The organism is Pseudomonas sivasensis, from assembly GCF_013778505.1.
GTDB classification, from domain to species: Bacteria; Pseudomonadota; Gammaproteobacteria; order Pseudomonadales; family Pseudomonadaceae; genus Aquipseudomonas; species Aquipseudomonas sivasensis.
Genome location: NZ_JAAOWU010000006.1, coordinates 213734 through 237029, shown reverse-complemented (window position 1 = coordinate 237029; position 23296 = coordinate 213734). Strand labels below are relative to the sequence as shown.

General features: G+C 61.7%; 16 protein-coding genes. 2 read left to right on the top strand and 14 right to left on the bottom strand.

The features are described from left to right. Positions 1-224: 224 nt before the first annotated feature. Both G9Q84_RS13565 and G9Q84_RS13560 read right to left on the bottom strand, forming a co-directional pair. Positions 225-2390 carry a TonB-dependent siderophore receptor gene (locus tag G9Q84_RS13565; protein WP_181643519.1) on the bottom strand — a complete coding sequence of 722 codons (2166 nt, stop codon included), beginning with the start codon at positions 2388-2390 and terminating at the stop codon, positions 225-227. A 187-nt stretch (positions 2391-2577) separates the two neighbouring features. Continuing rightward, positions 2578-3069 (bottom strand): Lrp/AsnC family transcriptional regulator, encoded by a 492-nt coding sequence (locus G9Q84_RS13560; protein ID WP_032885271.1) that lies wholly within the window; start codon positions 3067-3069, stop codon positions 2578-2580. Between the two features lie 121 nt (positions 3070-3190). Here G9Q84_RS13560 and G9Q84_RS13555 point away from each other — a divergent pair, with 121 nt between their 5' ends. Both G9Q84_RS13555 and G9Q84_RS13550 read left to right on the top strand, forming a co-directional pair. Beyond that, positions 3191-4225, top strand: coding sequence for a histone deacetylase family protein (locus G9Q84_RS13555; RefSeq protein WP_099602617.1), 1035 nt, complete (start codon positions 3191-3193; stop codon positions 4223-4225). 68 nt (positions 4226-4293) lie between these two features. Beyond that, complete coding sequence (locus tag G9Q84_RS13550) at positions 4294-5688, top strand: amino acid permease (RefSeq protein ID WP_181643518.1); 1395 nt, start codon at positions 4294-4296, stop codon at positions 5686-5688. Here G9Q84_RS13550 and G9Q84_RS13545 read toward each other — a convergent pair. From G9Q84_RS13545 to glgA, 12 genes are all read right to left on the bottom strand, one after another. After that, positions 5645-8209: an autotransporter family protein gene (locus G9Q84_RS13545; protein ID WP_181643517.1), complete on the bottom strand. Its 2565-nt coding sequence runs from the start codon at positions 8207-8209 to the stop codon at positions 5645-5647. The two genes, G9Q84_RS13550 and G9Q84_RS13545, sit on opposite strands and share 44 nt — an antisense overlap. Positions 8210-8456: 247 nt before the next feature. Further along, complete coding sequence (locus tag G9Q84_RS13540; RefSeq protein ID WP_032885266.1) at positions 8457-9218, bottom strand: PIG-L deacetylase family protein; 762 nt, start codon at positions 9216-9218, stop codon at positions 8457-8459. 177 nt (positions 9219-9395) lie between these two features. Further along, positions 9396-10055, bottom strand: coding sequence for a glycosyltransferase family 2 protein (locus G9Q84_RS13535; RefSeq protein ID WP_095184653.1), 660 nt, complete (start codon positions 10053-10055; stop codon positions 9396-9398). After that, complete coding sequence (locus G9Q84_RS13530) at positions 10052-10651, bottom strand: SAM-dependent methyltransferase (RefSeq protein WP_099602614.1); 600 nt, start codon at positions 10649-10651, stop codon at positions 10052-10054. Before G9Q84_RS13530 ends, G9Q84_RS13535 begins: the two co-directional genes overlap by 4 nt. Next, positions 10648-11406 carry a PIG-L deacetylase family protein gene (locus G9Q84_RS13525; RefSeq protein WP_032885263.1) on the bottom strand — a complete coding sequence of 253 codons (759 nt, stop codon included), beginning with the start codon at positions 11404-11406 and terminating at the stop codon, positions 10648-10650. The genes G9Q84_RS13530 and G9Q84_RS13525 overlap by 4 nt, the downstream gene beginning before the upstream one ends. After that, entirely contained in the window at positions 11403-12401 is a 999-nt protein-coding gene (locus tag G9Q84_RS13520; RefSeq protein WP_122765221.1) for an acyl-CoA dehydrogenase family protein, read from the bottom strand. Before G9Q84_RS13520 ends, G9Q84_RS13525 begins: the two co-directional genes overlap by 4 nt. A gap of 1 nt (position 12402) precedes the next feature. Then, complete coding sequence (gene glgX / locus G9Q84_RS13515; protein ID WP_032885261.1) at positions 12403-14562, bottom strand: glycogen debranching protein GlgX; 2160 nt, start codon at positions 14560-14562, stop codon at positions 12403-12405. 122 nt (positions 14563-14684) lie between these two features. Continuing rightward, on the bottom strand, positions 14685-14954 hold the full coding sequence (locus G9Q84_RS13510; RefSeq protein WP_095184657.1) for a DUF2934 domain-containing protein: 270 nt from the start codon (positions 14952-14954) through the stop codon (positions 14685-14687). A 24-nt stretch (positions 14955-14978) separates the two neighbouring features. Beyond that, complete coding sequence (locus tag G9Q84_RS13505) at positions 14979-17729, bottom strand: malto-oligosyltrehalose synthase (protein ID WP_181643516.1); 2751 nt, start codon at positions 17727-17729, stop codon at positions 14979-14981. Further along, positions 17726-19810, bottom strand: a complete 2085-nt coding sequence (malQ, locus tag G9Q84_RS13500; protein WP_032885256.1) for a 4-alpha-glucanotransferase — start codon at positions 19808-19810, stop codon at positions 17726-17728. Before malQ ends, G9Q84_RS13505 begins: the two co-directional genes overlap by 4 nt. Then, a complete protein-coding gene (gene treZ / locus G9Q84_RS13495; protein WP_032885254.1) occupies positions 19807-21552 on the bottom strand; it encodes a malto-oligosyltrehalose trehalohydrolase in 1746 nt (581 codons plus the stop codon). Before treZ ends, malQ begins: the two co-directional genes overlap by 4 nt. A 19-nt stretch (positions 21553-21571) precedes the next feature. Next, a complete protein-coding gene (gene glgA / locus G9Q84_RS13490; RefSeq protein WP_081797612.1) occupies positions 21572-23128 on the bottom strand; it encodes a glycogen synthase GlgA in 1557 nt (518 codons plus the stop codon). Between the last annotated feature and the right edge of the window lie 168 nt (positions 23129-23296).

Genomic DNA, 23296 nt, shown 5'->3' with positions numbered 1-23296 from the left:
GTGCTCTAGAAAACGCGTGCGGACGGGCATTCACTCTTACTCCCTGTGGTGTGGCCAGGAACAAAGCATGCGGCGTGCCACGATGGCGCGCTGCTACAGAGCAAAGCAGGTATCAGGATTTTTGCAGGTACGGGGGAAGCAAAAGCTTATCGGCAGTTGGGGAGAGAGCTTTAAGCGCCACTGCCAGGAGGAAAGGCTGCCCGAGCGGGCAGCCCTGATGACGATCAGAAGGTGTATTTGGCCGTCAGCATCATGTTGCGTGGGGTGCCGTAGCTGTCGCCGCCGTAGTCCACGGAGTTGGCGATGGTTGAGTAGTAGCTGCGGTCGAAGATGTTGTTGGCGTTGAGCTGCAGGTCCAGGTTGTCGTTGACCCTGTAGCCGGCCATCAAGTCGGTGACGGCGTAGGCGCCTTGTTGCAGGCGGTAGGTGCTGCCGTCAGCCAGCTTGACGTCGTTGTACATGCGGCTCTGCCAGGAGATGTTGCCGCCCACCCGGAATTTCTCCAGCGCGCCCTGGAGGTTGTAGCGGGTGGTCAGTTTGAACAAGTGCTCCGGGGTGTCGGTGTCGTACTGCTTGTTGACAAGCTGCGGGTTGGCTTCGTCCTTGATGGTGTGGGTGCGCGCGTAAGTGTAGCCACCGCCGACCTGCCAGTTCTCGGTGAGGGCGCCTTGCAGTTCGAAGTCGATACCCTGGCTGCGAATCTCGCCGGAGGCTTCATAGCACTCGGTCTGCGGGCAGTTTTGCACGGTCACTTTGGTGGCACGATTTTCCTGATCGACGCGGAACAGTGCGACGCTGGCATTCAGCGCGCCGCCCAAGTATTCGCCTTTAACGCCGACCTCGTAGTTTTTGCCGACAATCGGCTTGACCGGGGTCGCCGAACTGTCTTTGGCGGTTTGCGGCGTGAAAATGTCGCTGTAGCTGACGTAGACCGAGTGATGGTCATCCAACTCGTAGATCAAACCCGCGTAGCGCGTCAGGTTGCGGGTGACTTTGTAGTCGCCGCTGTTGCTGCCATGGGCATCGTAGTCATACCAGTCCAGGCGCCCGCCGAGGATCAGCTTGAGCGGGTCGGCCAGGCTCAGGCGCGTGGTCAGGTAGAAGCCGTCCTGGGTGGTGATTTCACGGGTGTCGGTGGTGTGGACGAAGTCCGGTTTGCCTGCGGTGATCGGCCAATTGGTGTTGTACGGGCTGTAGTCGTGGCTGGTCATGTCGTAGATGCGGCGGCTGGCACCGACCACCAGCTCATGGGTGCGCCCGAACGCCTGGAACGGGCCGCTGACGAAGGCGTCGACGCCAGCCTGGTTTTCGTCGTAGGCGGCCTGGTAGACGGTTCGCGCCAGTGATTTGTCAGCAGCCCAGCGCGATTGATACGAGCCCGAGAACAAGGCTTTCTGCTCGGCGTAGTTGGCGTTGACCTGCAGCTTCCAGTCGTTGGCCAGTTGCTGGCGCAGTTCGGCGAAGACCGTGTTGATCTCCTGGTCCTTGTTCTCCCAGTCGGTGCCGGGGTTGTAGGAGCGGGGCAGGTCGAGGTGATGGCCATCCTGACCGATCATTGAGGAACCCCAGAAGTAATTGGTCTTGTCCTTCTGGTTTGAGTAGCCGAGGGTCAGGGTGGTGTCTTCACCCAAGTCAGCTTCGGTGACGGCATAGAACAGGCCGTGATACTCCTCGGCGTTGTCGATGAAGCTGTTGGCGTCGCGGTAGGAGGTGACCACCCGGCCGCGCCAGGTGCCGCTGTCATTGAGCGGGCTGGAGGCGTCGAGTTCGCCACGGTAGTCGTCCCAGCTGCCAGCGGCGCCGGTCAGGGTGACTTTCTGCTCGTCCAGGGGCCGCTTGCGGATCAGGTTGATGGCGGCCGACGGGTTGCCCGCGCCGGTCACCAGGCCGGTCGCGCCGCGCACCACTTCAACGCGGTCGAACATCGCCAGGTTGGGCTGCGCGCCGACTGAAACGCCGTTATAGCCGCTCGGAATACCGTCATACATCAGGTTGTCGATGTCGAAACCGCGCGAGGTATAGGACTGCCGGCCCGGTCCGTTGGAGTAATTCAGGAACAACCCGGGCGTTGCGTTGACCACGTCGTTGATGCTTGTCATTGCCTGGTCATCCATGCGCTGGCGCGTAATCACGGTGACGGCTTGTGGCGTTTCACGCAGGGTGAGTGGCAACTTGGTCGCGGTCTTCATCGCGCCGGTGGTGTAGGACTGCGTGCCCTCAGTGGTTTCGCCCAACTGCTGCTCGCCGGAGATTTGGGTGGCGCCCAGTTCCAGGGTGGTGACCGGTGCTTCGGCGTCGGCGGCGAAGGCCGCGTGCGAGGTGGCGAGACAGACCGCCAACGCGATCAAACTGGGTGTAAAACCTTTACCGCCGGGCTGGTGCACAGGCATCGAACGAGCTCTCCCCTAAGTGCCTTTCCCTGGCGAATAATAAAAGTGTTGATAATTATTCGCATCAGTGTGACAGATTGATTCTGTAGGAAAAAGCCATAGGGATGAATTAGTTAACGATTTTTTCACATCTGCATGGCAGGCCTTTCGCCAGCACCTGCCGTTTTCGAGCGTTCATGGACGGTGTTCAATCGCGCTTCGGAATCGCCACCCGGCTTGTCGCTTTTACTTCGCGCAGCGCCAGGCTCGACTGGATCGACGCGATCCCCAATTGTCGCCTCAGGACGCTCTCTACAAACTCGCTGTAGCTGTCGAGATCTTCCGCCAGCACCTGCAACAGGTAATCCGCATCCCCGGTGATTTTGTGGCACGACAGCACCTGAGGCAGTTCCTTGACCACCGCTTCGAAGGCGTCCGGCGCGTGGTCGGTGTGGATGGCAAAGCGCACATGCACAAACGCCATGATGTCCAGGCCGAGCAGCTTGCGATCCAGGTTGGCCTGGTAGTCCTTGATCACGCCTTCTTCTTCCAGGCGCTTGCGGCGGCGCCAGCACGGCGTGAGGCTCAGGGCCAGACGCTCGCTGAGTTGGGCGTTGGAAATACTCGCGTCTTCCTGCAGCAAGGCGAGGATGGCGAGATCGGTGTCGTCAAGAACGACCTGCTTGGTTTTATTTTTCATATTCGCCTGTAATAGGGGTAAAAAATCCCGATAAAACTAACAGCGCAAGAACTAAAAGCAAAGAAAGCCCCGCACCGCCAGAACAAAATAGACCCTGTCTTTTACTGGCGGATGTATACACATGCTGACTGTTTTTAGCGATGCCCACCGTTTGCACCATGGCACCGAATTGAAGGATGGCGTACTCAAGCCATCGTTCGAGCAACCGAGCCGCGCCGACACCGTGCGTGACCGCGTTCAGCACGTCGGGCTCGGCGATATCATCGTGCCGCGCGCCTTTGACCGCGCCTGTTACGTCAACGCCCACAGCGAGCGCTACGTCTCCTTCCTTGAAACCGCATGGGCCGAATGGACCGCCATCGGCCGCAGCCATGACGCGCTGCCGCTGGTGTGGCCGGTGCGCGATCTGGCCAATGAACAGGTGCCGGATTTCATCGACGGCAAGTTGGGGTTCTATGCCATGGACGCCGGTTCGCCGATTACCGCGACCACGTGGCAGGCGGTGAAGACCAGCGCGGACATTGCACTCACTGGCCTCGCGCTCATCGATGAGGGCCACAACAGCGCCTTTGCCCTGTGCCGCCCACCCGGCCACCATGCCGCCCGCGAATACATGGGCGGTTATTGCTACCTCAACAACGCCGCGATTGCCGCACAACAGGCCATCACTCAAGGCGCCAAACGCGTTGCGGTACTGGACGTGGATTTCCACCATGGCAACGGCACACAGAACATTTTCTACGACCGCCCGGATGTGCTGTTCATCTCCCTGCATGGCGAGCCCGCCGTGTCCTACCCGTACTTTTCCGGCGCCAACAGCGAGCGCGGCAAGGGTGCAGGGGAGGGCTTCAACCTGAATTATCCGTTGCCGAAAAACACCACCTGGGATCACTACAAAATTGCCCTCGCCGACGCGTGCCAGCGGCTCAAACACTTCGCCCCTGAAGTGCTGGTGATTTCCCTCGGCGTCGACACGTTCAAGGACGACCCCATCAGCCACTTCCTCCTCGACAGCGAAGACTTCCTCGGTATGGGCGAGATCATCGCCAGCGTGGGCGTGCCGACGTTGTTCGTAATGGAAGGGGGCTACATGGTCGATGAGATCGGCATCAATGCCGTCAACGTGCTGCACGGTTTCGAAAGCAAGACCGCCTGACCCCCTAACAACAACGACCGCCCAATTTTTTTCTGCCAAAACTCAAAAACATAACAAGAGGTTTTGTGATGAAAACAACCACGTCCGGGCTTTGCGAAAAGCCTGCGTTGCAACGCACCCTGAGCAACCGTCATATCCAGCTGATGGCCATGGGCGGTGCGATCGGCACCGGCCTGTTCATGGGCTCCGGCAAGATCATTGCGCTGTCCGGCACCTCGATCATCCTGATCTACATGATCATCGGGCTGTTTGTGTATTTCGTGATGCGCGCCATGGGCGAGCTGCTGCTGTCCAACCTCAACTTCAAGAGCTTTGCCGACTTTGCCGGCGCCTACCTGGGACCGCGCGCCGCGTTTTTTCTCGGCTGGTCGTACTGGCTGAGTTGGAGCGTGGCGGTGGTGGGGGATGCGGTGGTGGTCGGCGGGTTTTTCCAGTACTGGTTCCCGGACCTGCCGGCGTGGATGCCGGCGGTGGGCATGCTGTTCGCGTTGAATGCGCTGACTGTCAGGTTGTTCGGCGAAGTGGAGTTCTGGTTCGCAATCATCAAGATCATCGCCGTGGTGACCCTGATCGGCGTGAGCGTGGTGCTGATCGCTGGCTCGTTTGTCTCACCCACCGGCGTCACTGCATCGCTGTCGCATTTGCTGGACAAACAGGCGGCGTTTCCCAACGGCCTGTTCGGCTTTTTCGCCGGGTTCCAGATGGCGATTTTCTCCTTTGCCGGCACCGAGCTGATCGGCACCGCCGCGGCCGAAACCCGTGCGCCGGAGAAGACGTTGCCCAAGGCAATCAATTCGATTCCGTTGCGCATCATTCTGTTCTACGTGCTGGCCCTGGCGTGCATCATCGCCGTGACCTCGTGGCAGCAGGTGTCGCCGAGCAAAAGCCCGTTTGTGGAGCTGTTCCTGGTGGCGGGGTTTCCTGCGGCTGCGGGCATCGTCAATTTCGTGGTACTCACCTCGGCGGCGTCCTCGGCCAACAGCGGGGTGTTTTCCGCCAGCCGCATGTTGTTCGGGTTGGCCGATCTGGGGGATGCGCCAGGTGTTTTCCGACGCTTGTCCAACAGCAGCGTTCCGTTGTTTAGCCTGGCCTTCACCACGGTATTGATGCTGCTCGGCTTGGTGTTGCTGTTTGTGGTGCCGGAGGTGATGACCGCCTTCACCATTGTGTCGACGGTCTCGGCGATCCTGGTGATTTTTACGTGGTCGACGATTCTCGCGTCGTACATCGCTTACCGTAAAAAACGCCCGGACCTGCACGCCAAGTCCACTTACAAGATGCCCGGCGGTGTGCCGATGGCTTGGTTTTCCCTGGGTTTCCTTGCGTTCGTGCTCTGCCTGCTGGCGTTGCGGCCAGACACACGCCTGGCCCTGTATGTGATGCCGGTCTGGTTTATCTGGCTGGCGATTGCCTACCAGATCAGAACGCCATTCTCAGGCCAACCGTCCCTTGGCGGCCGTTGAAGGTGTTGCTGTCCAGGTTGCGGTTGTAACCCACCTCGCTGTAAACGCTGATGTCTTGGGTGACCTTCAACGTTGCACCGACGCTGAGGTCCAGGGTGGTGGACTTCTGCTCGGTGTCGATGTCGGTGACATCGGCAAAGGTCACGGTGTTCTGTCCGGCGCGGGTGTGCCAGACATTCGCCCGTACATAAGGCACCAGTGGCATGCCACGCATTTGGTAGTCGCCGCGCAGGCGGATTCCCAAGCGCGTGGTCAGCTGGGTATCGGCGTCATAGGACACGTCGGAAACCCCGTCGTTCTGGCTGTTCAACGTGGTCTTGCTGACGATCAGTTGTGCCTGGGGTTCCGCGACCCAGTTGGTCGTCACCGGGATCGGCCAGCCGACTTCGGCGGAGGCTGTGACGTTGTGCCCGCGGGTTTTCATCTTCACACCACGGTCCGACTCGTTGTTGCCATTGAAGCGTGTGCCCATTAACACCAGGTCAAGGTAGGCCTGGTTGGCGCCGATCAACGTCCAGTACACGCCCAGGCTGTCACCGCGCAAGGTGGTTTTGCCGGCGTTCTTGTCCTCCCGGCCGCCGTTGAAGCCTTTGACTGTGCCCCGCAAACGGCTATGGCCGACGAAAAACCCCAGGCGTTGCTGGCCATCGCCCATGGCGCTGGCATAGAGATCGCTGCCCACCTGGAAGCCCGTTACCGAACTGTCCAACGTCGGGCTCACCGTGCCGGCGAAACTCTGGCGACTGCTGTTGCCGTAGACCCGACCCCACCCGGCCGATAAAGCGCCGGCCTGCTGTTGCTGGCTCTGGTCACCCATGCGCTGGTGAAAGGTGCCGAGCATGCCTTGCACGATTTGCTGGGCGGCGGGAAACAGCGCGGCGTAGAGCGGCACTTCCGGGCGGTAGATGGGAATCGGCTCTGTCCCAGGGTTGGGCGGCAGTGGTGGTTCATCGGGAATGGGGACAGGCAACGGCACGATAATGACCGGGTTCGGCGGCACCACCGGGATGGTCGAACGCAGGTAGTAGTTTTCTGCGGTGCCGGCGGTGACGCCGCCCTTGAACAGGTAATAGTCGAACGCGCCGGCAGACACCGGCGCGCCAAGGGTAAAGGCGGTGCCGCTGCCGGTGGCGCCGTTGAGCGCCTGCACCACCTGGATACCATCTTGCAGCGTAGCGGCGCCTGCGCCGCCGAGGTTAGTGACGCGAATGCTCGTACTCCCCTGGATGGTCCCCTGGCTGATTACCAGTTTGTCGCTGGGCGAACCGTCGCCACCCAATACACTTTGCAGCGCGAGTTGGCCGCCGCTGGCGTTGTAGTTGCCATTGACCGTCAGGGTATCGCCGGTGCTGGTGCTGCCGGTGGTCATGTCGATCAGGCCGCTGTTGTTCAGGGTCGTCAGTTGGCCGGCGGTAAACGGGTTGATGATCCCTGTACTGACCCGTAATGCCGAGCTGCCATTCACGTTCATGGTGCCGGTCCCGGTAGCGGCATCACCCAGTGTGAAGGTGCCGCCGAGGGACAAGCTCGAATTGTTGTCCAGGTTGACGATTTCCCAGTTCTGATAACGTTGCGGTGTGCTGACCTGGCTGTTGTCGAACGTCAGGGTATCGTTCTCCGTTCCGCCGTCCACAACGGGAGTAGGGGCGACAATGGCTTCTGTCAGGTTTTTCAGCAGCGCCGTGTCGTTATCGCCGGCCAGCAGTACTGCCGAGTCGAGTTGGCCCGCGCCGTTCCACTCGAACTGGTCATTCCCCGCGCTCATGCGAATTTCCCCGGCAATCCTGCCACCCTTGATGACGATGATGTCGGCCCCGCCGCTGACGCTGAGGTTACCGCCAATGAAACTGGTGCCCGATACCAGGATCGTGTCGTCGCCAAAGCCGGTGACGAAGTTGCCGACAACGGTGCCGCCGCGCATATCAAACAGGTTGTTGTCGAGTTTCATGTCGACGCGTCCGATGCTGCCGCCGGTCATCAATCCGTGGTCGCCATCTTCAAAGGCGCCTGTGATGGTACCGCCGCTCATGGCGAAGTCGTCGATGCCATCCCCTTGGGCAAGGGATGTGATCGTGCCGCCGCTCATGGAGAATTTGTCCAATCCGGCGCCCTGGAAAATTCCACCGGCCGTACCGCCGCTGATTTGCATCACATCGGCACCGGAGCCCTGCAAGATCACACTGTTGACCGCCCCCTGGAACAGGCGAAAGATATTCGCGCCATCGCCCATGTTGACCCCACTGGTGCCGATGACCGCATCCGCGGTGTTCATCTCGATGAGGTCATTGCCCGCGCCATAACCGACGCCCAACACGCTGCCGTTGCCGGAGGGAAATATCAGACTGTTGTTACCTTGCGCATCAATGAGGTTGCCCCCCGCGCCGCTGGTGCAGGTCACCACATCGTCACCTGGCGTGATGGTGAAGGTGCACGCCTGAGCAGTGCTTGAACAGCTCAACAGCCATGCTGCTGACGCCATAATCAGGCTGGCGCCGGTCCGTTGGGGAAGTCGTTTGCTCATGATCCGTCCTCGCTCAATGCGACCTGACTCCACGGTGCCTGATGACAGGCACGGTTAAGGACCATGGCAACAACGAACGCGATACGGAGCAGGGAATACGAGTTACCTGCTTCGAAAACACCGGCCAATGCAAAGGGTTGGCATGGCTTTCTCGACTGCACCTCACCTGTGCAGCACGTTTTGAACCTTAGACGCACATCCCTCGCGTCGCTACTGTGAGAAATAACAGGTACGGACGAGTCGGCGGCTATGCGAAGACGATCTCGTAAGGCTCGCGCATGCGATCCAACAACACCTGCGCCAGCATCGGCGCCAGGCCGATCTGCGGGTCACCCACCAGTTGACTCGCATAGGCATGTACCGCGTGGAGTTTGCGCGCAACGCTCCATGTGTCCAGGCGCACCTTGCGCGCCCGTTGCCAGGGGATGATTGCACCCTCGCGCGCGGGCCAGTGCCAGGCCCAGATCGGCAGTTCATACAGCTGCGCACCGACGAGATTGCACGCCTTCGCACTGGCGCGGCCGACCGCTTCGTGGTCGGGGTTGCCGTCGTTGCGCCACGTGGTGAACACCACATCGCCCGCTTGCAAGTAGCGCGCGATGAATTGGCTCAGTTGCGGCTCACGGGCCGACAGGGCGTTGTCGCAAAACCCACCGCGAATCCATTTCAGGCTATGCATGGGCATGCCCAGGCGACGCAGCGCTTCGGCGCTTTCCTGGGGCCGCACGACGCTTAAGCGGCTGGCCGGCCACCGATGTGAGCCGGGATGGCTGGCGCTGCCGTCGGTGATGGAGATCAGTTGCAGGGGATATTCAAGGGTGCTGAGCAGTTGCAGCATGCCGCCGCACGCCAACACTTCGTCGCCCGGATGGGGCGCGATGACCACCACCCGTGCACCGGCCGGGACCAGCGATGTCGCAGAGATAGGGGCGATTTGCGCCAGCTGCGGCGCAGTGTTCCAGATTTGCGCGGGGCCGCGACGGCCTTCACTGAGGGAGGCAGACTTCATGAGCGTTACATCCTTGTGGATTGGTGCTGGGTCGTGCCCCGTTGACGGGACGACTCTATTTATTCACCACAGACTCCGCCGTGATGGGTGCGTGGCCATTCAACCCTGAATGACCAGCAAGGCGTCTTCAGCATAGACAAGGATTCGCCGCTTTTACATTCTGTAATATGGATTTTTTCACGACGCCGGCATCAGGCTCTTCAAATAATCGCCAAACCCGCCTTGGGCGCGGGATTCCAGGCGCGCACTGGTGATCACCTGCGGGGTATTGCTCCAGGCGATAGAGGCGCCACAGCGTTCCAGGTTGCGCACCAATTGCACGTCCTCATGGCAGGCCAAGGGTTCGAAGCCGCCTGCGCGAATGTAAGCACCCGCGCTCACCCCCAGGTTGGCGCCGTGGATGTGCCGATGCCCGTCCTGCGCCTGATAGCCCTGGAGGTAGCGGATCTGCGCGGCCGGGTCGAAGCCCTCGCTCCACGCGTCCACCGTCACCGTGCCGCATACCGCATCGGCGTTCAGCGCCAACTGCGCTACCAGCCAATCAGGCGCGACGCGGCTGTCGGCGTCGGTGCAGGAGATCCAGCGTGCGCCCTGATTGAGCAGATGCCGCGCACCCAGCCCGCGCACATGCCCAACATTGCGCGCCTGCACTTCGAAGTGCTGCACCGGATAGCTCTGGACGATGGCTGCGCTGTCATCGCTGCAACTGTCGAGCACCAGCAGGATCTGCACCGCTTCGCCCTGCAGGCCAGGGTGGCGGGCCGCGATCAACGCGGCGTCCAGGCAGTCGGGTAACAGCGCTTGTTCGTTATGCACCGGGATCAGAACGCCGATCATCGCAGGCCCTCATGGCGAGCGACCGAGGTGCCATCGCGGCACCACAGGTCGAGGAGAAAATCCTGTTCGTGGTAGCTGGCGATGCGCGGCATTGCCAGTCGTTCATGGAGCAGGGCATGCACCTGCTCAGCTGTCTGCGGACAGCCTTCAATCGGTACGCGCCAGTGGCACGCCAGCAGTTGGCCGTCGTCGGTCAGGCTGGCGAGGGCGCGGTCGATCACGCGGCCTAAATCGTCTGCGTCGAGGTAGTAACACAGCTCGCTGAGCACGATCAGCTCGAAGCGCTCGGTCGGCCATTGTTCCGGCAGGCGGCTCTGTTGCACCTCGGCATGGGGGAACCCCAACAAACGGCTGCGCGCCAGGCTGACGGCGGCGGCGGCGGTGTCACAGCACAGCAGGCGATCACAGCGTGGCGCCAGTTCGAAACTCAGCTCGCCATTGGCGCAGCCCGGCTCAAAAATGGCGGCATAGCGCGGACGCGTCAGCACAGCAAGGGTCAATGCGCGTTTGCGTCGCTCATACCAGCGTTGACGAAACGCCCAAGGGTCATCATTTTCGGCGAACAGTTGGTCGAAATACGGCGTAGCCACACTCATACGAATACCACTTCAAACGGTTGCAGCAAGCGCTCCACCACATAGGGCGCGAGCACCGGGGGCAGGCCGATCTGCGGGTCACCTTCCAATTGGCTGGCGAACGCGTGAATAGCGTGGCGCTTACGGGCCACCGACTCGCAGCTCAGAGGGATTTTGCGCGCGCGGTGCCACGGCACTTGGCTGTCTTCGGCGGTTGCCCAGTGCCACGTCCACACCGGCAGCTCGTACAGCGTAGCGCCCACCGCTTGGGCGGCCTTGGCACTGGCGCGGCCTACGGCTTCGTGGTCGCAGTGGCCGTCTTCTCGCCACGTGGTAAACAGCACATCCGTGGGCTTGAGGTAGCGTTGGATAAAGGCGCTCAATTCGTCCTCTCGCGCCGCTACCTTGCTGTCGGTAAACCCGGCGCGCAGCCATTTCAAACTGTGCAATGGCAAACCCAGCCGATGCAGGGCTTGCGCTGATTCCTGGGGCCGCACCACGCTCAGGCGCTCTACGGGCCAGCGCCGAGAGCCGGGGTGACTGGCGCTGCCGTCGGTCACCGAAATCAGCTGTATGGGCCGACCGAGCGCCGCCAGACCTTGCAACAGACCACCACAGCCCAGCACTTCATCATCCGGATGGGGCGCGATGATCACGGCGCGATGCCCTTCAGGTACTAACTGTTCGACGCTGATCTGCGGCAACTCGGCCATCCGCGGCGAGGCCTGCCAGTGATGCAGTGGGGTGCCTTGGCCGACAATCGGGTTGGGTTTCATAACTGCCACCTCCCTGTGGGTTCGCCTGCGATCAGCTCACCCAGGCCGGCCAAGTCACGTTCGGCGTGACTCTGGCGCAGGTACACCGGCAAATCCGCCATCAACTGCGCAAAGTGCGGGTCCTTGCAATAGGGGCCTGCACCGACGGCACGCCCCACGTGGTGCATCACTTGCTCGACCGTGTCTTCAATGCAAGCCCGCGTCTGCTGGGCCAGCACTCGGGCATCAGCCTTAGGTTCAAGGTCGATGTGCTCGGCGCTGGCGCGCAGAACGCAGGCGGCTCCGTTCAGCGCACTGTCCACTGAACCCAAGTGGGCGAGGGCATGGGGTTCCGGGCGTTTGGCGCATTGCTCACGCAAGACTTCCGCCAGGCGTTGCGCGGCGCCATACCAGCACGCCGCAATACCAATCCCGCCTTGCCAGAAGCCGGGGCGGGTGAGGTACTCACCGGGGTGGCCGACGGCAATGCCGCGCACCCCCTCAAAGACCACTTCAACGCTGCCCGTCGCCGCCATGCCGACCGCGTGCCAGCCGTCCTTCGTCACAGTTACGCCCGGCTGCTGCATCTCGACAGCGACCAGTTGCTGCCGCTCTTCTTCATCCCAGGCCGTCAGCAACCCATGGCTGACCACGGCCGCGCCGGAACACCAGGCTTTACGACCGTCCACCATCAGCCGATGGCCGTCGCGCCGCACGCGTACCTTGGCACTCGGCGGTTCGGCGGCCCACATGCCCCACGTGCTACCCAAGGGCGGCAGGGGGCTGTCCAGTTCTGCAATGATCGCCAACGCGTCGGTATGACCCTCAAACAACTTGCACAGGCGCAAGTCATGCCCGGCGACCTGGGCCAGGCGACTGAAGCGTGCCAAGGTCTGCCCGCTGCCGGGCAGCGGCAGTTGGTCAAGGCCTTCTTCCTGAAGCGCCTTCAGGGCATCCCCCAGGGCTTGCGTGTCCGCATAACCCCGGTAGCCTTGAAGGAATCCGTGTAAAGCCATCTCACACCTCGTCTTCGCGCTGCAGTTCAAACAACAACAGCGAGCGGCCGGTCACCGCGTATTCATGTTCAAAATCAAAGCGTTCCTGACCGCGTACTGCGGTGTCATTGGTATCGAGCATGCAGGTCCAGAACTCACCCTCGGGCACTGGCGGCAGGCGGAAATTGACCATGTCGTGGTGCGCGTTGACCACCAGCAACAAGGTCGCATCGGCACCGGCGCGACGAATCCCGGTTTCCTGGGCGCGGCCGTCCATCAACATGCCGAGGCAGCGACCGTGGCTGTCTTCCCACTGTTCGGTGGTCATTTCGTTGCCGTCGGGTGCGAGCCAGGTTACGTCCTTCACGCCGATGTCTTCGTTATAGTCGCCGACCAGGAAGCGTCCACGTCGCAGGATCGGGTAGGCCAAGCGTAGCTTGATCAAGCGTTTGACGAACTTGAGCAGCGACTTGCCGTCATCGTCCAGTTCCCAGTTGACCCAGCCGATCTCGCTGTCCTGGCAATAGGCATTGTTGTTGCCGTGCTGAGTTCGGGCGAATTCGTCACCGGCGACGATCATCGGCGTGCCTTGGGCCAGCAGCAGGGTGGCGAAGAAGTTACGCATCTGGCGCAGGCGCAGCGCGTTGATTTCCGGGTCGTCGGTGGGACCTTCAACGCCGTGGTTCCAGGACAGGTTGTTGTTGCTGCCGTCCTGATTGTTCTCGTCGTTGTCTTCGTTGTGCTTGTCGTTGTACGACACGAGATCATGCAGGGTGAAACCGTCGTGGGCGGTGATGAAATTCACCGAGCTGTACGGGCGGCGACCGCGATGATTGAACATCTCGCCCGAGGCGGTCATGCGCCCGGCGAAGTCCGCGAGCTGGCCGTCGTCGCCTTTCCAGAATGCGCGCACGGTATCGCGGAAACGGTCGTTCCATTCCACCCAGCCCGGTGGGAAATTGCCCACTTGATAGCCGCCCGGGCCGCAGTCCCAAGGCTCGGCGATCAGTTTGAGCTGACGCAGTACCGGGTCCTGGCGGCAGGCCACGAGGAAACTGTGGCGCTCGTCGAAACCATCGCGATAGCGGCCAAGGATCGTTGCCAGGTCAAAGCGGAAACCGTCGACATGCATCTCGTTGGCCCAGTACCGCAAGGAGTCAGTGACCATTTGCAGCACGCACGGGTGACTCAAGTCCAGGGTGTTACCGGTGCCGGAATCGTTGATGTAGAAGCGCTTGTCGTCAGGCATCAAGCGGTAGTACGAGGCATTGTCGATGCCGCGCATGGACAGGGTCGGACCGCGCTCGTTGCCTTCGGCGGTGTGGTTGTAGACCACGTCGAGGATCACTTCCAGCTTCTGTTCGTGCAGGTGCGCGACCATCTCCTTGAACTCGGCGATCTTGCCGCTGGCCAGGTAGCGCGGGTCGGGGGCAAAGAACGCGATGCTGTTGTAGCCCCAGTAGTTGGTCATGCCTTTTTCCAGCAGGTGCTGGTCGTTGACGAAGGCGTGCACCGGCAGCAGCTCCACCGACGAAATACCCAACTGGCGAATGTGCTTGAGCACATCGTCTTCCATCAACCCGGCGCACGTGCCGCGCACGGATTCACCCACCGAGGGGTGACGCATGCTGATGCCGCGCAGGTGGGTTTCATAAATGATCGTACGGTCCCATGGCACCCGCACCGGCTGGTCGTTACCCCAGGTGTGTGCCGGATCGATGACCTTGCACTTGGGCACGAACGGCGCGCTGTCACGCTCGTCGAAACTGAGGTCGTCGTCGGGATGGCCGATGGTGTAGCCGAACAGTGCTTCGGACCATTTAAGCTCACCTACCAGCTGTTTGGCGTAGGGGTCGATCAGCAATTTGTGGTGGTTGAAACGATGACCATTGGCCGGATCGTAGGCGCCGTATACCCGATAACCGTAAATCAGTCCTGGATGGGCATCGGGCAAGTAACCGTGGAAGATTTCGTCGGTGTATTCCGGCAGCTCGATGCGCTCCAGCTCTACTTCGCCGGCGTCGTCGAACAGGCACAGTTCCACCTTGGTGGCGTTGGCCGAAAACAGCGCAAAGTTGACACCCAGGCCGTCCCAGGTGGCACCGAGCGGGAAGGGCAAACCTTCGCGAATCCGCGACGGTTCATGTTCCTGCGTCGCTTGGTTTTTGTCGGGTTTGCTCATTCAAGTTGCTCCTGCAAGGGTCTTTTTTCAGGCCGAACGCCGCCAGGCTGACGAACGTTCAGCTCACAATCAGTGTGATGAAGTAACCGCCTGCCGAACGCGTCGGCAGGCGGTTGATAGGATTAAGGCTTTGGCTTTTTCGGAGCCGAGGGCTTTTTCGCCGCAGGAGGTGTCGGCTTGCTGGCAACCGGAGCCGGCGGTTTGGCTTTGGCGGGCGGCTTGGGCGCGGCCTTCGGCTTGGCGCCAGCCTTGGGTTTACTCGGCGTCAGCGCTTCGGCTTCGGCCAGCTTGCGCGCCATCTCCCAGTGGCGCGCATCTTCACCATGGGGCTTACCTTCAGACTCCCAGATCTGATGCGCCAGTTCGCGTATGCGTTTGTCTTCAGTACTCATCACAATGCTCCTCACAGAAAATTTTCAGCTTTCTTGATCATCAGGATTGATAAAGACATTGACCGGGAAATCCCCCAGGGCAGTGCTGATCAACAGCTCCTTGTCTGGTGTGACTGCGCCTGTATGAAAAAGTCCCTTCCAGTTTTGAGTTGGTGCGGCGAACGGTAATTTCAGCAGCGTATCGCCCCAAACCTGCGCATTGATCTGGGGATACACACCGTTCTCCAGCAAGTGATGTGACCAGCGTGGAACCACTACCAGCAGGCGTTTGCCCTGGTGTTCGCGACAGAATGCGACCACCCGCTCGGCATGCTGGCCGACCACTTCCAGCGGTGTGTAGGTACCGTTGCGAAACAGCTCAGGCTGGGCCTTGCGCAAGGCCAGCACCTGGGCAATCACCGCCTGTTTGATGCGCCCGTCACGCCAGTTGAACAACAGTTCGCCGATGTCCGTTGGGGTCTCGAGTGCCCGTTGTCGTGCACTGAAATCCACCGGACGACGGTTGTCCGGATCCACCAGGCTGAAGTCCCAGAACTCCGCGCCCTGGTACAGGTCTGGTACACCCGGCACAGTCATGCGAAGCAAGGATTGCGCCAGCCCGTTGAGCGCCCCGGCCGGGGCAATCGCCTGGGCAGCCGCCGCAATTGCGGTGCGCAACGTGCGACCTTCTTCACTGAGCAATAGACGCGACAGAAACGCTTCCACGCCTTGTTCGTAGGCGTCGTTGGGCGCACTCCAACTGCTGTTCAATTTGGCTTCGCGCAGGGCCTTTTGTTGCCACTGCCAGAGGCGTTGTTGATAGCCGTCGAAGTCATCACCCTGGTCCAGCGGCCAACTGCCCAGCAGCACTTGGTAGAGGATCAGCTCATCACCGGCCGACGGCGTGTCGGCATCGCTGCGTAACGGTGCTGCCAGGGTGCGCCACTGCTCAACCTGTTCCACGTACCAGTCGGCGCACTCGCTGAGCACTGCCAGTCGAGCGCGGGTGTCTTCGCCGCGTTTGTGGTCGTGGGTGGCGGTGGCCAGCAGGTTATCCGGGAAGGCTTCCAAGCGCTGTTGGTTGATCGAATGGAATTCGGTCAACGGTGCGCTGAACTGCTCAGTACTGAAGCCCACATCATTACGCGACAGCAGCACCGCTGAGCGATAGAACGCGGTGTCTTCCACGGCTTTGGCGGCCGCGGGCGAGGTCAGTTGCTGGAAGCGTACGCAGGCATGCTTGAGGATCTTGCGCTCACGGCCCACCGGACGTTGGCGCCAAGGCTGGCCGCCGAGGGATTTTTCGAGGTGATCCAGCACCGGCCAGTCGCCCTCGCTCAAGGTGGTGCGGGCACCGTCCATGGCCTGCTGGAACACCGCGTCGTCGGCGGCGCTGCGGCCCAAGGCGCTGATGTAAGTGCGGTACACCGGGAAGTGCACGATCAGTTCCTGCAGGGCGCGGCGAATCGCACCCAGGGTCAGGTCGCGGGTCATCACATCGTCGCGGGCCACTTGCAGGAGCGCTTGGGCGACGCTTTCAAAGTCCCCGCCCAACGAGCCGTTGAGGATCTGCTGGCGGGCCAGACGGGCTTCTTCGATAAACGCTGAGGGCCGTTCGGTATGGCGTGTCCACAGCTCGGCCAGCGGTGCAAAGCCGTCCGGCTGGTGTTGCAGCAAGGACAGTTGGTCCATGAATTCATAACCGGTGGTGCCGTCCACACACCAATCCTCACGCAGGGTTTCGCCTTCACCGAGGATCTTCTCGACAAAGATCGGCAAGTGCCGCCCAGGTGCCAGGGCGTCCACTCGGCGACGCAGCTTGCGGCAATAACCCCGCGGGTCGGCCAGGCCGTCGATATGGTCGATACGTAACCCATCCACCAAACCTTCGCTGATCAGTTCGAAAATCTTGCCGTGGGTGGCCTCGAACACCGCCGTGCGTTCTACGCGCAGGCCACCCAGCTCATTGACGTCGAAGAAGCGCCGCCAGTTGATATCGTCTGCCGCCGTGCGCCAACTCGCCAGACGGTAGGCCTGTTGTTCGAGCAACTGATGCAGGCGGTTGAAACCCTCGGGTTGGCGCCCATCGAACTGGGTCAAGCGGTCTTCGATAGCCGCCAGGACCTCAGTCGCCCGCTCGGCCAGTGCCTGCTTGAGCCAGGCGGCTTCGGCGTAGGTGTCGTCCTGATAGGCGAGGGCGGCGAAACGGTCAGCCAGGGGTTTGAGCGTTTCATCGCTGCCCAGGATCAACGCGTAATCCCGTGGGCAGATCGGGAAGCGATGCTCGTAATGCTCGACATAAAATGCGCCGTGGACCGCATCGAAATGCAATGTCAGGGTGCCGGTCTGTAACGCTTCGCCGTAGTCGCTGCCCAGAAACGGCATCAACAGTTGACCCTTGAGCAGCGGGTCGGGCGAGTGCCACTGGATGTCGAAGAACTCGCTGTACGGGCTCAGGCGGCCCCACTCCAGCAGGTCCAGCCACCACGGGTTATCGGCACCGCCAACGGCCATATGGTTGGAGACGATATCGAGGATCAGCCCCATGTCGTGTTCACGCAGGGCGGCGACCAGGCGGCGCAAGGCGGGTTCACCGCCCAGTTCCGGATTGACGCGGGTCGGGTCGACCACGTCGTAGCCGTGCATGGACCCGGCGCGGGCGCTTAGCAGGGGCGAAGCGTAAAGATGGCTGATGCCTAACTCGGCAAAATACGGCACCAGCGGCACCGCATCGTCCAACGTAAAGCCTTTATGAAATTGAAGGCGCTGGGTGGCGCGCAGGGGCAGTGTCTTCATCGGTCACGCTCATAGGCCTGGTTGCGCGCGACGGCCAATAGTTCAAGGCGGCGCGCGGCTCCGGCATTGTCCAGCAAACTTGAAGCCTCACCCGCCAGGCGTCGGCGCCAATTGGGATGGGTATCGGTGGTGCCGGGCAGGTTGGCTTGTTCTTCGACGCCCAGGGCGTCTTCCAGTGGCAACAGCACCAACGGCGCACGGGTATGGCCGAGGTAGCGCACGCTGGCGTCGATCATGTGGTCGGTTTCGTTACGGATCTCGTCAACGAAGTTCTGCGGGTCCTGGCTCAAGGCCTGGCGCAGGGCCTGGCGTTCGCGCAGGCGGTGTTCGCTCCATTGCTCCACGGTGGGCGCATCGATCAGGCCGAGTTGGATGTTCCAATCGATGTCGCGGCTGTGCCACCAACCATTGAGCGTGGGCAAATCGTGGGTGCTGGTAGTGGCCAGGGCGTTGTTCGGCCAGTCGAGAATCGGCGTGAACTGACCATCGTGGCCTTGCTCGAAGAGCAGCACACGCATCCCCAGGATAGAGCGGCTGCTGAGTTTTTCGCGCAGGCCGTCGGGCACAGTGCCGAGGTCTTCACCGAGGACGATGGCTTGATGGCGGTGAGATTCCAGCGCCAACAGACGCAACAGGTCGTCCACCGGGTAATACAGGTAAGCGCCTTCGCGAGGGGATGCGTCCATGGGGATGACCCACAGGCGTTGCAGGCCCATCACATGGTCGATGCGTAAACCACCGGCATGGGCGAAGTTGGCGCGCAGCATCTCGATAAATGCGCGGAACCCATTGCGCTGGAGGCCTTCCGGCGAGAACGCGGAAATGCCCCAGCCCTGGCCCGCACGGTTGAGGATGTCCGGCGGCGCGCCCACGGTCAGGTTGGCCAGCAGTTCATCCTGGCGGCTCCAGGCCTGGCTGCCACCGCCGTCAGCTCCCACCGCCAGGTCGGCGATCAAGCCAACGCCCATGCCACTGCCCTTGGCGGCTTGTTGCGCGCGCTCAAGGCAGCGGGCGATCAGCCATTGGGTGAAGGCGAAGTAGCCGATCTCTTCTCGGTTGTCCTCGGCAAACTTCGCCAGCGCCGGGCTCTGCGGGGTACGCCACTCCTGCGGCCAGTGGCGCCAGTCGAGCGCTTCGCCGGCAGCCGCGCGCACAGCTTGCACCGCTTCAAAGCGACAGTGATTTTCCAGGGCTTCACCGCCGGCCTGGCGGAAACTCAGGAAATCGGCATGTTGCGGATGCTGGCCGTGGCGGAAGTCTTCGTACAGCGCGCGCAACAGGCGTTGCTTGGCCTTGGCGGCGGCGGGCCAGTCGATCAGGGTGTGTTGCTCCAGTGCGTGCAGCTCATCCTCCAGACCAAGGGCGTCGATGGCGTTGCGCACTTCACGTTCGCCAAGGATGCAGCCGGGCGAGGCATACAAGCTGTTGAGGAACAAACGGCTGGACGGCGAATAGGGGCTGTAGCGCCCTGTGTCGGCGCTGAACATCGCGTGCATCGGGCTGATTGCCAGGGCATCGGCGCCGCGCTCGGCGGCAGAACGGGCCAGGTGTTCCAGGGCCAGGGTGTCGCCGAAGCCACCATCGCCCAGACGGCGCAGCGAGTACAGCTGCGCACTCAGGCCCCAGGCGCGGGCGGGCTGGCTGTCGACCGAGTCGGCGACGCTGTAGCAGTGAGTGGGGGCGACGGCCAGCGTGAAGGTCTGGTCGTTAATGTGCACCTGGTGGTAGCCCAGGGCGATGATGCCCGGCAGCACGGCGGCGCCGTCCAGGCGCAGGTCCAGGGTTTCGCCGTCTTCCAGGCTGACACGGCACAGGGTGTCGGGTTCGAAGTAGTGCGCCAAGTCAAGGCCGTCGCCGCTGTCGACCGTCATCAAGGGCGGCAGGTGTTTGTCTTGTTGCGCCCGCTCCAGTTCCAGCAGGCTGGTATTGATCTCTGCGTCGCTGTCGGCCGGATGACCGAGGCCTTTGAGGACAGCGCGCAGGGCATCGGGTGTCACGCGTTGCGGGCGGCCGTTGGCGTCGATCCAATCGACGGCCAGGCCTGCGCGGCTGGCGAGGATTTCCAGGTTCGCTTCACTCAAGGGTGTTCTCCAACAGGGGAAAGGCTGACGCGCGCGCTGTACGGCGGCAGTTGCGCGCCTTGCTCAGCAGGCGTGGCAAAAAGTAGGTGCTCCGGCGCCGGATGATTCACGGGCGTGGCACTGAGGTTCAGGTCGATCTGCAACAGGCTGCCATTGCCCAATCGCCAGCGGGCTGTTACAGCGCCGTCCGCCAGCACTTGCGCGCCCAGCGCCACACTGCCGGGCAGGTGCGGCACGAGGTGGCGATGGCGCAGGCTCAGCAGTTGGCGGTAGAACTGCGCCTGTTCGCTGTCGGTAAATGTCGGGTTTGATTGCTGGAAGGTAGGCAGGGCGTTGGGGTCAGGGATGCGTTCGCGTCGCTCGGGATCCTGGAACGCGGCGAAGTCGGCAAACTCGTTGCGCCGGCCTTCACGTACCGCTTCGGCCAGTTCGCCGTGGTGGTCGGTGAAAAATAGGAAGGGCTCTTTGGCGTTGACTTCATCGCCCATGAACATCAGCGGGATCATCGGCGACAGCAGCAGCAACGTGGTCGCGGCCTTGAGTGCCTGAGGCGAGCACAGTTGATGCAGGCGTTCGCCCAAGGCGCGGTTGCCGATCTGGTCGTGGTTCTGCAAAAACAGCACAAAGGCACTGGGTGGAAGGTGCGCGCTGGGTTCGCCACGGGTGTGGCCATGGCGTGTGGTCTCGCCTTGGTAGATGAACCCTTCGCCCAGGCAGCGCGCCAGCTTGGCTGTTGTGTCTGCGGCGAAGTCGCTGTAATAGGCGTCGGTTTCACCGGTGAGCAGCACGTGCAGCGCGTTATGGCCGTCGTCATTCCACTGTGCATCGAAATCATGCTCCAGCAGGCTGGCCTGGTTGAATTCGTTCTCCAGCACCAGCCAAACGTGGCGACCGGTGTCGACCTGCTGGCGCACACGCTGTGCCAGTTGTTGCAGGAAACCGGGATTGTCGATGGCGTGCACGGCATCCAGGCGCAGGCCGTCGAAGCGGTACTCCATCAGCCACATCAGTGCGTTGTCGAGGAAAAAGTGGCGCACCTCGCGGCGCTCGAAATCGATCCCCGCGCCCCAGGGGGTGTGCACGTCTTCGCGAAAGAAGCCTTGGGCGTATTGACCCAAGTAGTTGCCGTCAGGACCGAAGTGGTTGTAGACCACGTCGAGGATCACGGCCAGGCCGTGCTCGTGAGCGCTGTCGATCAAGTGCTTGAGCTGCTCAGGCGTGCCGTACGAAGAATGGGGCGCGTAGGGTAGAACCCCGTCGTAGCCCCAGTTGCGTTCGCCGGGGAACTGCGCCAAGGGCATCAACTCAATGGCCGTGACGCCCAGCTCGGCCAGGCGTGGCAGGTGTTTCTCCACGCCGGCGTAGCCTCCCATTGCGCCGACATGCAGCTCGTAGATCACCGCCTCATGCCACGGGCGACCTTGCCATTGGCTGTGCCGCCATTTATAGGCTAGGGGGTCAACCACCCGGCTCCAACCGTGCACATCGCACGCTTGGGCCCGGGATGCGGGGTCGGGCACGTCTTTTTCCCCGTCGATGTTGTAGCGGTAGCGCGTGCCCGCCGGGCACTTTATTTCTACTTCAAACCAGCCCTCTGCCTGCGGCAGCATGGCAACTGATTTGCCGTCTTCCAATTCAACGCTGACATAAAACGCGTCTGGCGCCCACAAGGCAAAACGCGTGTGTTGCGCGTCCAGCATGATTGCGCCGTGGGGCCAGGTTTCTAGAGTCCGTAACGGCATCTATAGAGGCCTCCCTTGATTACTTGACTGATTTCCCCAGGGCCTTGGCCACAAGTTGTTCGTAGAGTTCGGCGTAGGGTTCGACTGCCTGGCACCAATTGAACGGTTGGGTCATGGCACGGCAACGCATGGCGTTGAGCAGGCCTGGGAAAGCGAAGACCTTGAACGCGCGGCTCAGGGCTTCTTCATAACTTTCCACCGTGGATTCATTGAACAGGAACCCGGTGACGCCATTTTCGATAGTGTCTGCCAGCCCGCCGGTATTGCGTGCCACAGGCAGTGAGCCGAAGCGCTGGGCGTACATCTGGCTCAAGCCGCAGGGCTCGTAGCGCGATGGCATCAGCAGGAAGTCGCTGCCGGCAAACATGCGGCGCGCGTCGGTTTCGTTGAAGCCGATGCGCACGCCGACTTGGCCCGGGAAGCGCAGGGCCAGTTCACGCATGGCCTGTTCTTCTTCCGGTTCGCCGCGCCCGATGATTGCGATCTGGCCGCCGTTCTCAACGATGAAGCCAGCCACCGCTTCGGTCAGGTCCAGGCCTTTTTGGTAGACAAGACGCGAGACCACGGCGAACAGCGGGCCGGTGGAATCGTGCAGACCGAACAATTCGCGCACGTGGGCGGCATTGATTGCCTTGCCTTCCCAGTCGCCGATATTGAAGTTGTGCGTCAGGTGCTCGTCGGTGGAGGTTTCCCAGCTTTCATCAATACCGTTGGGGATACCACTGAGCAGGCCTTGCTGGGTCTTGGCGGCGAGAAAACCGTCGAGGCCGCAGCCAAATTCCGGGGTGGTGATTTCCTGGGCGTAGGTGGCGCTCACCGTGGTGATATGGCTGGAATAAGCCATGCCGGCCTTGAGGAACGACATCTTGCCGTAGAACTCCATGCCTTCCTGCTGCAGGGCGTGGGGCGGGATACCCAGCTCTGGCGTCGAGGCCAGGCTGACCACACCTTGATAGGCCAAGTTATGAATGGTGAACAGGGTCGGCGTACGTGACCCACGCCAGTGCATATACGCCGGGGCCAGGCCAGCAGGCCAGTCGTGGGCGTGCACCAAGTCCGGGCACCAGTGAATCTGTGCGAGGTTGGCGGCGATGTCGGCGGCGGCCAGGCCCAGGCGGGCGAAGCGGATATGGTTGTCCGGCCAGTCGCGGCCATTGTTGGCACCGTAAGGCGTGCCTTCACGCTCGTAGAGCTCGGGGCAGATCAACACATAAATGACAAGGCCGTCCTTGAGGTCCATACGCCCGATCTTGCATGGCGGCAGCGCGGCATGGCCGCCCAGTTCACCGATGATGTGGATCGGGTTGTCGCTTTCCATGACCTGCGGGTAGCCGGGGATCAACACGCGCACATCATGCAGGTGAGCCATGGCACGGGGCAGGGCCGCGGAGACGTCGCCCAAGCCACCGGTTTTCACCAGGTCAGCAAACTCGGACGTGACAAACAGCACTTTCTTTCGATTCGGGTTGTGACTCACGATCGGCCGCACAGAGCTTGGCAGGTCGGCCAACGACGTAGGCCCCCCTGCAGGCTGACTGAAACGCTCTCCCTGAGTATCTACTGCGGCACTGATCATAATGCACTCCCATTTTGTTGGTCGGCTAATGGCCCGCTGCCACTAGCTCCGATTGGCCGCATCCTGCGGCCAGGCGCACAAGCACTGTACAAACTGGCAAGGCGTATGCCAGTTGCACGGATTGCGAAAAAAGATTGGATGGACGGGCATGTGCTGTGAAGCGTGTGT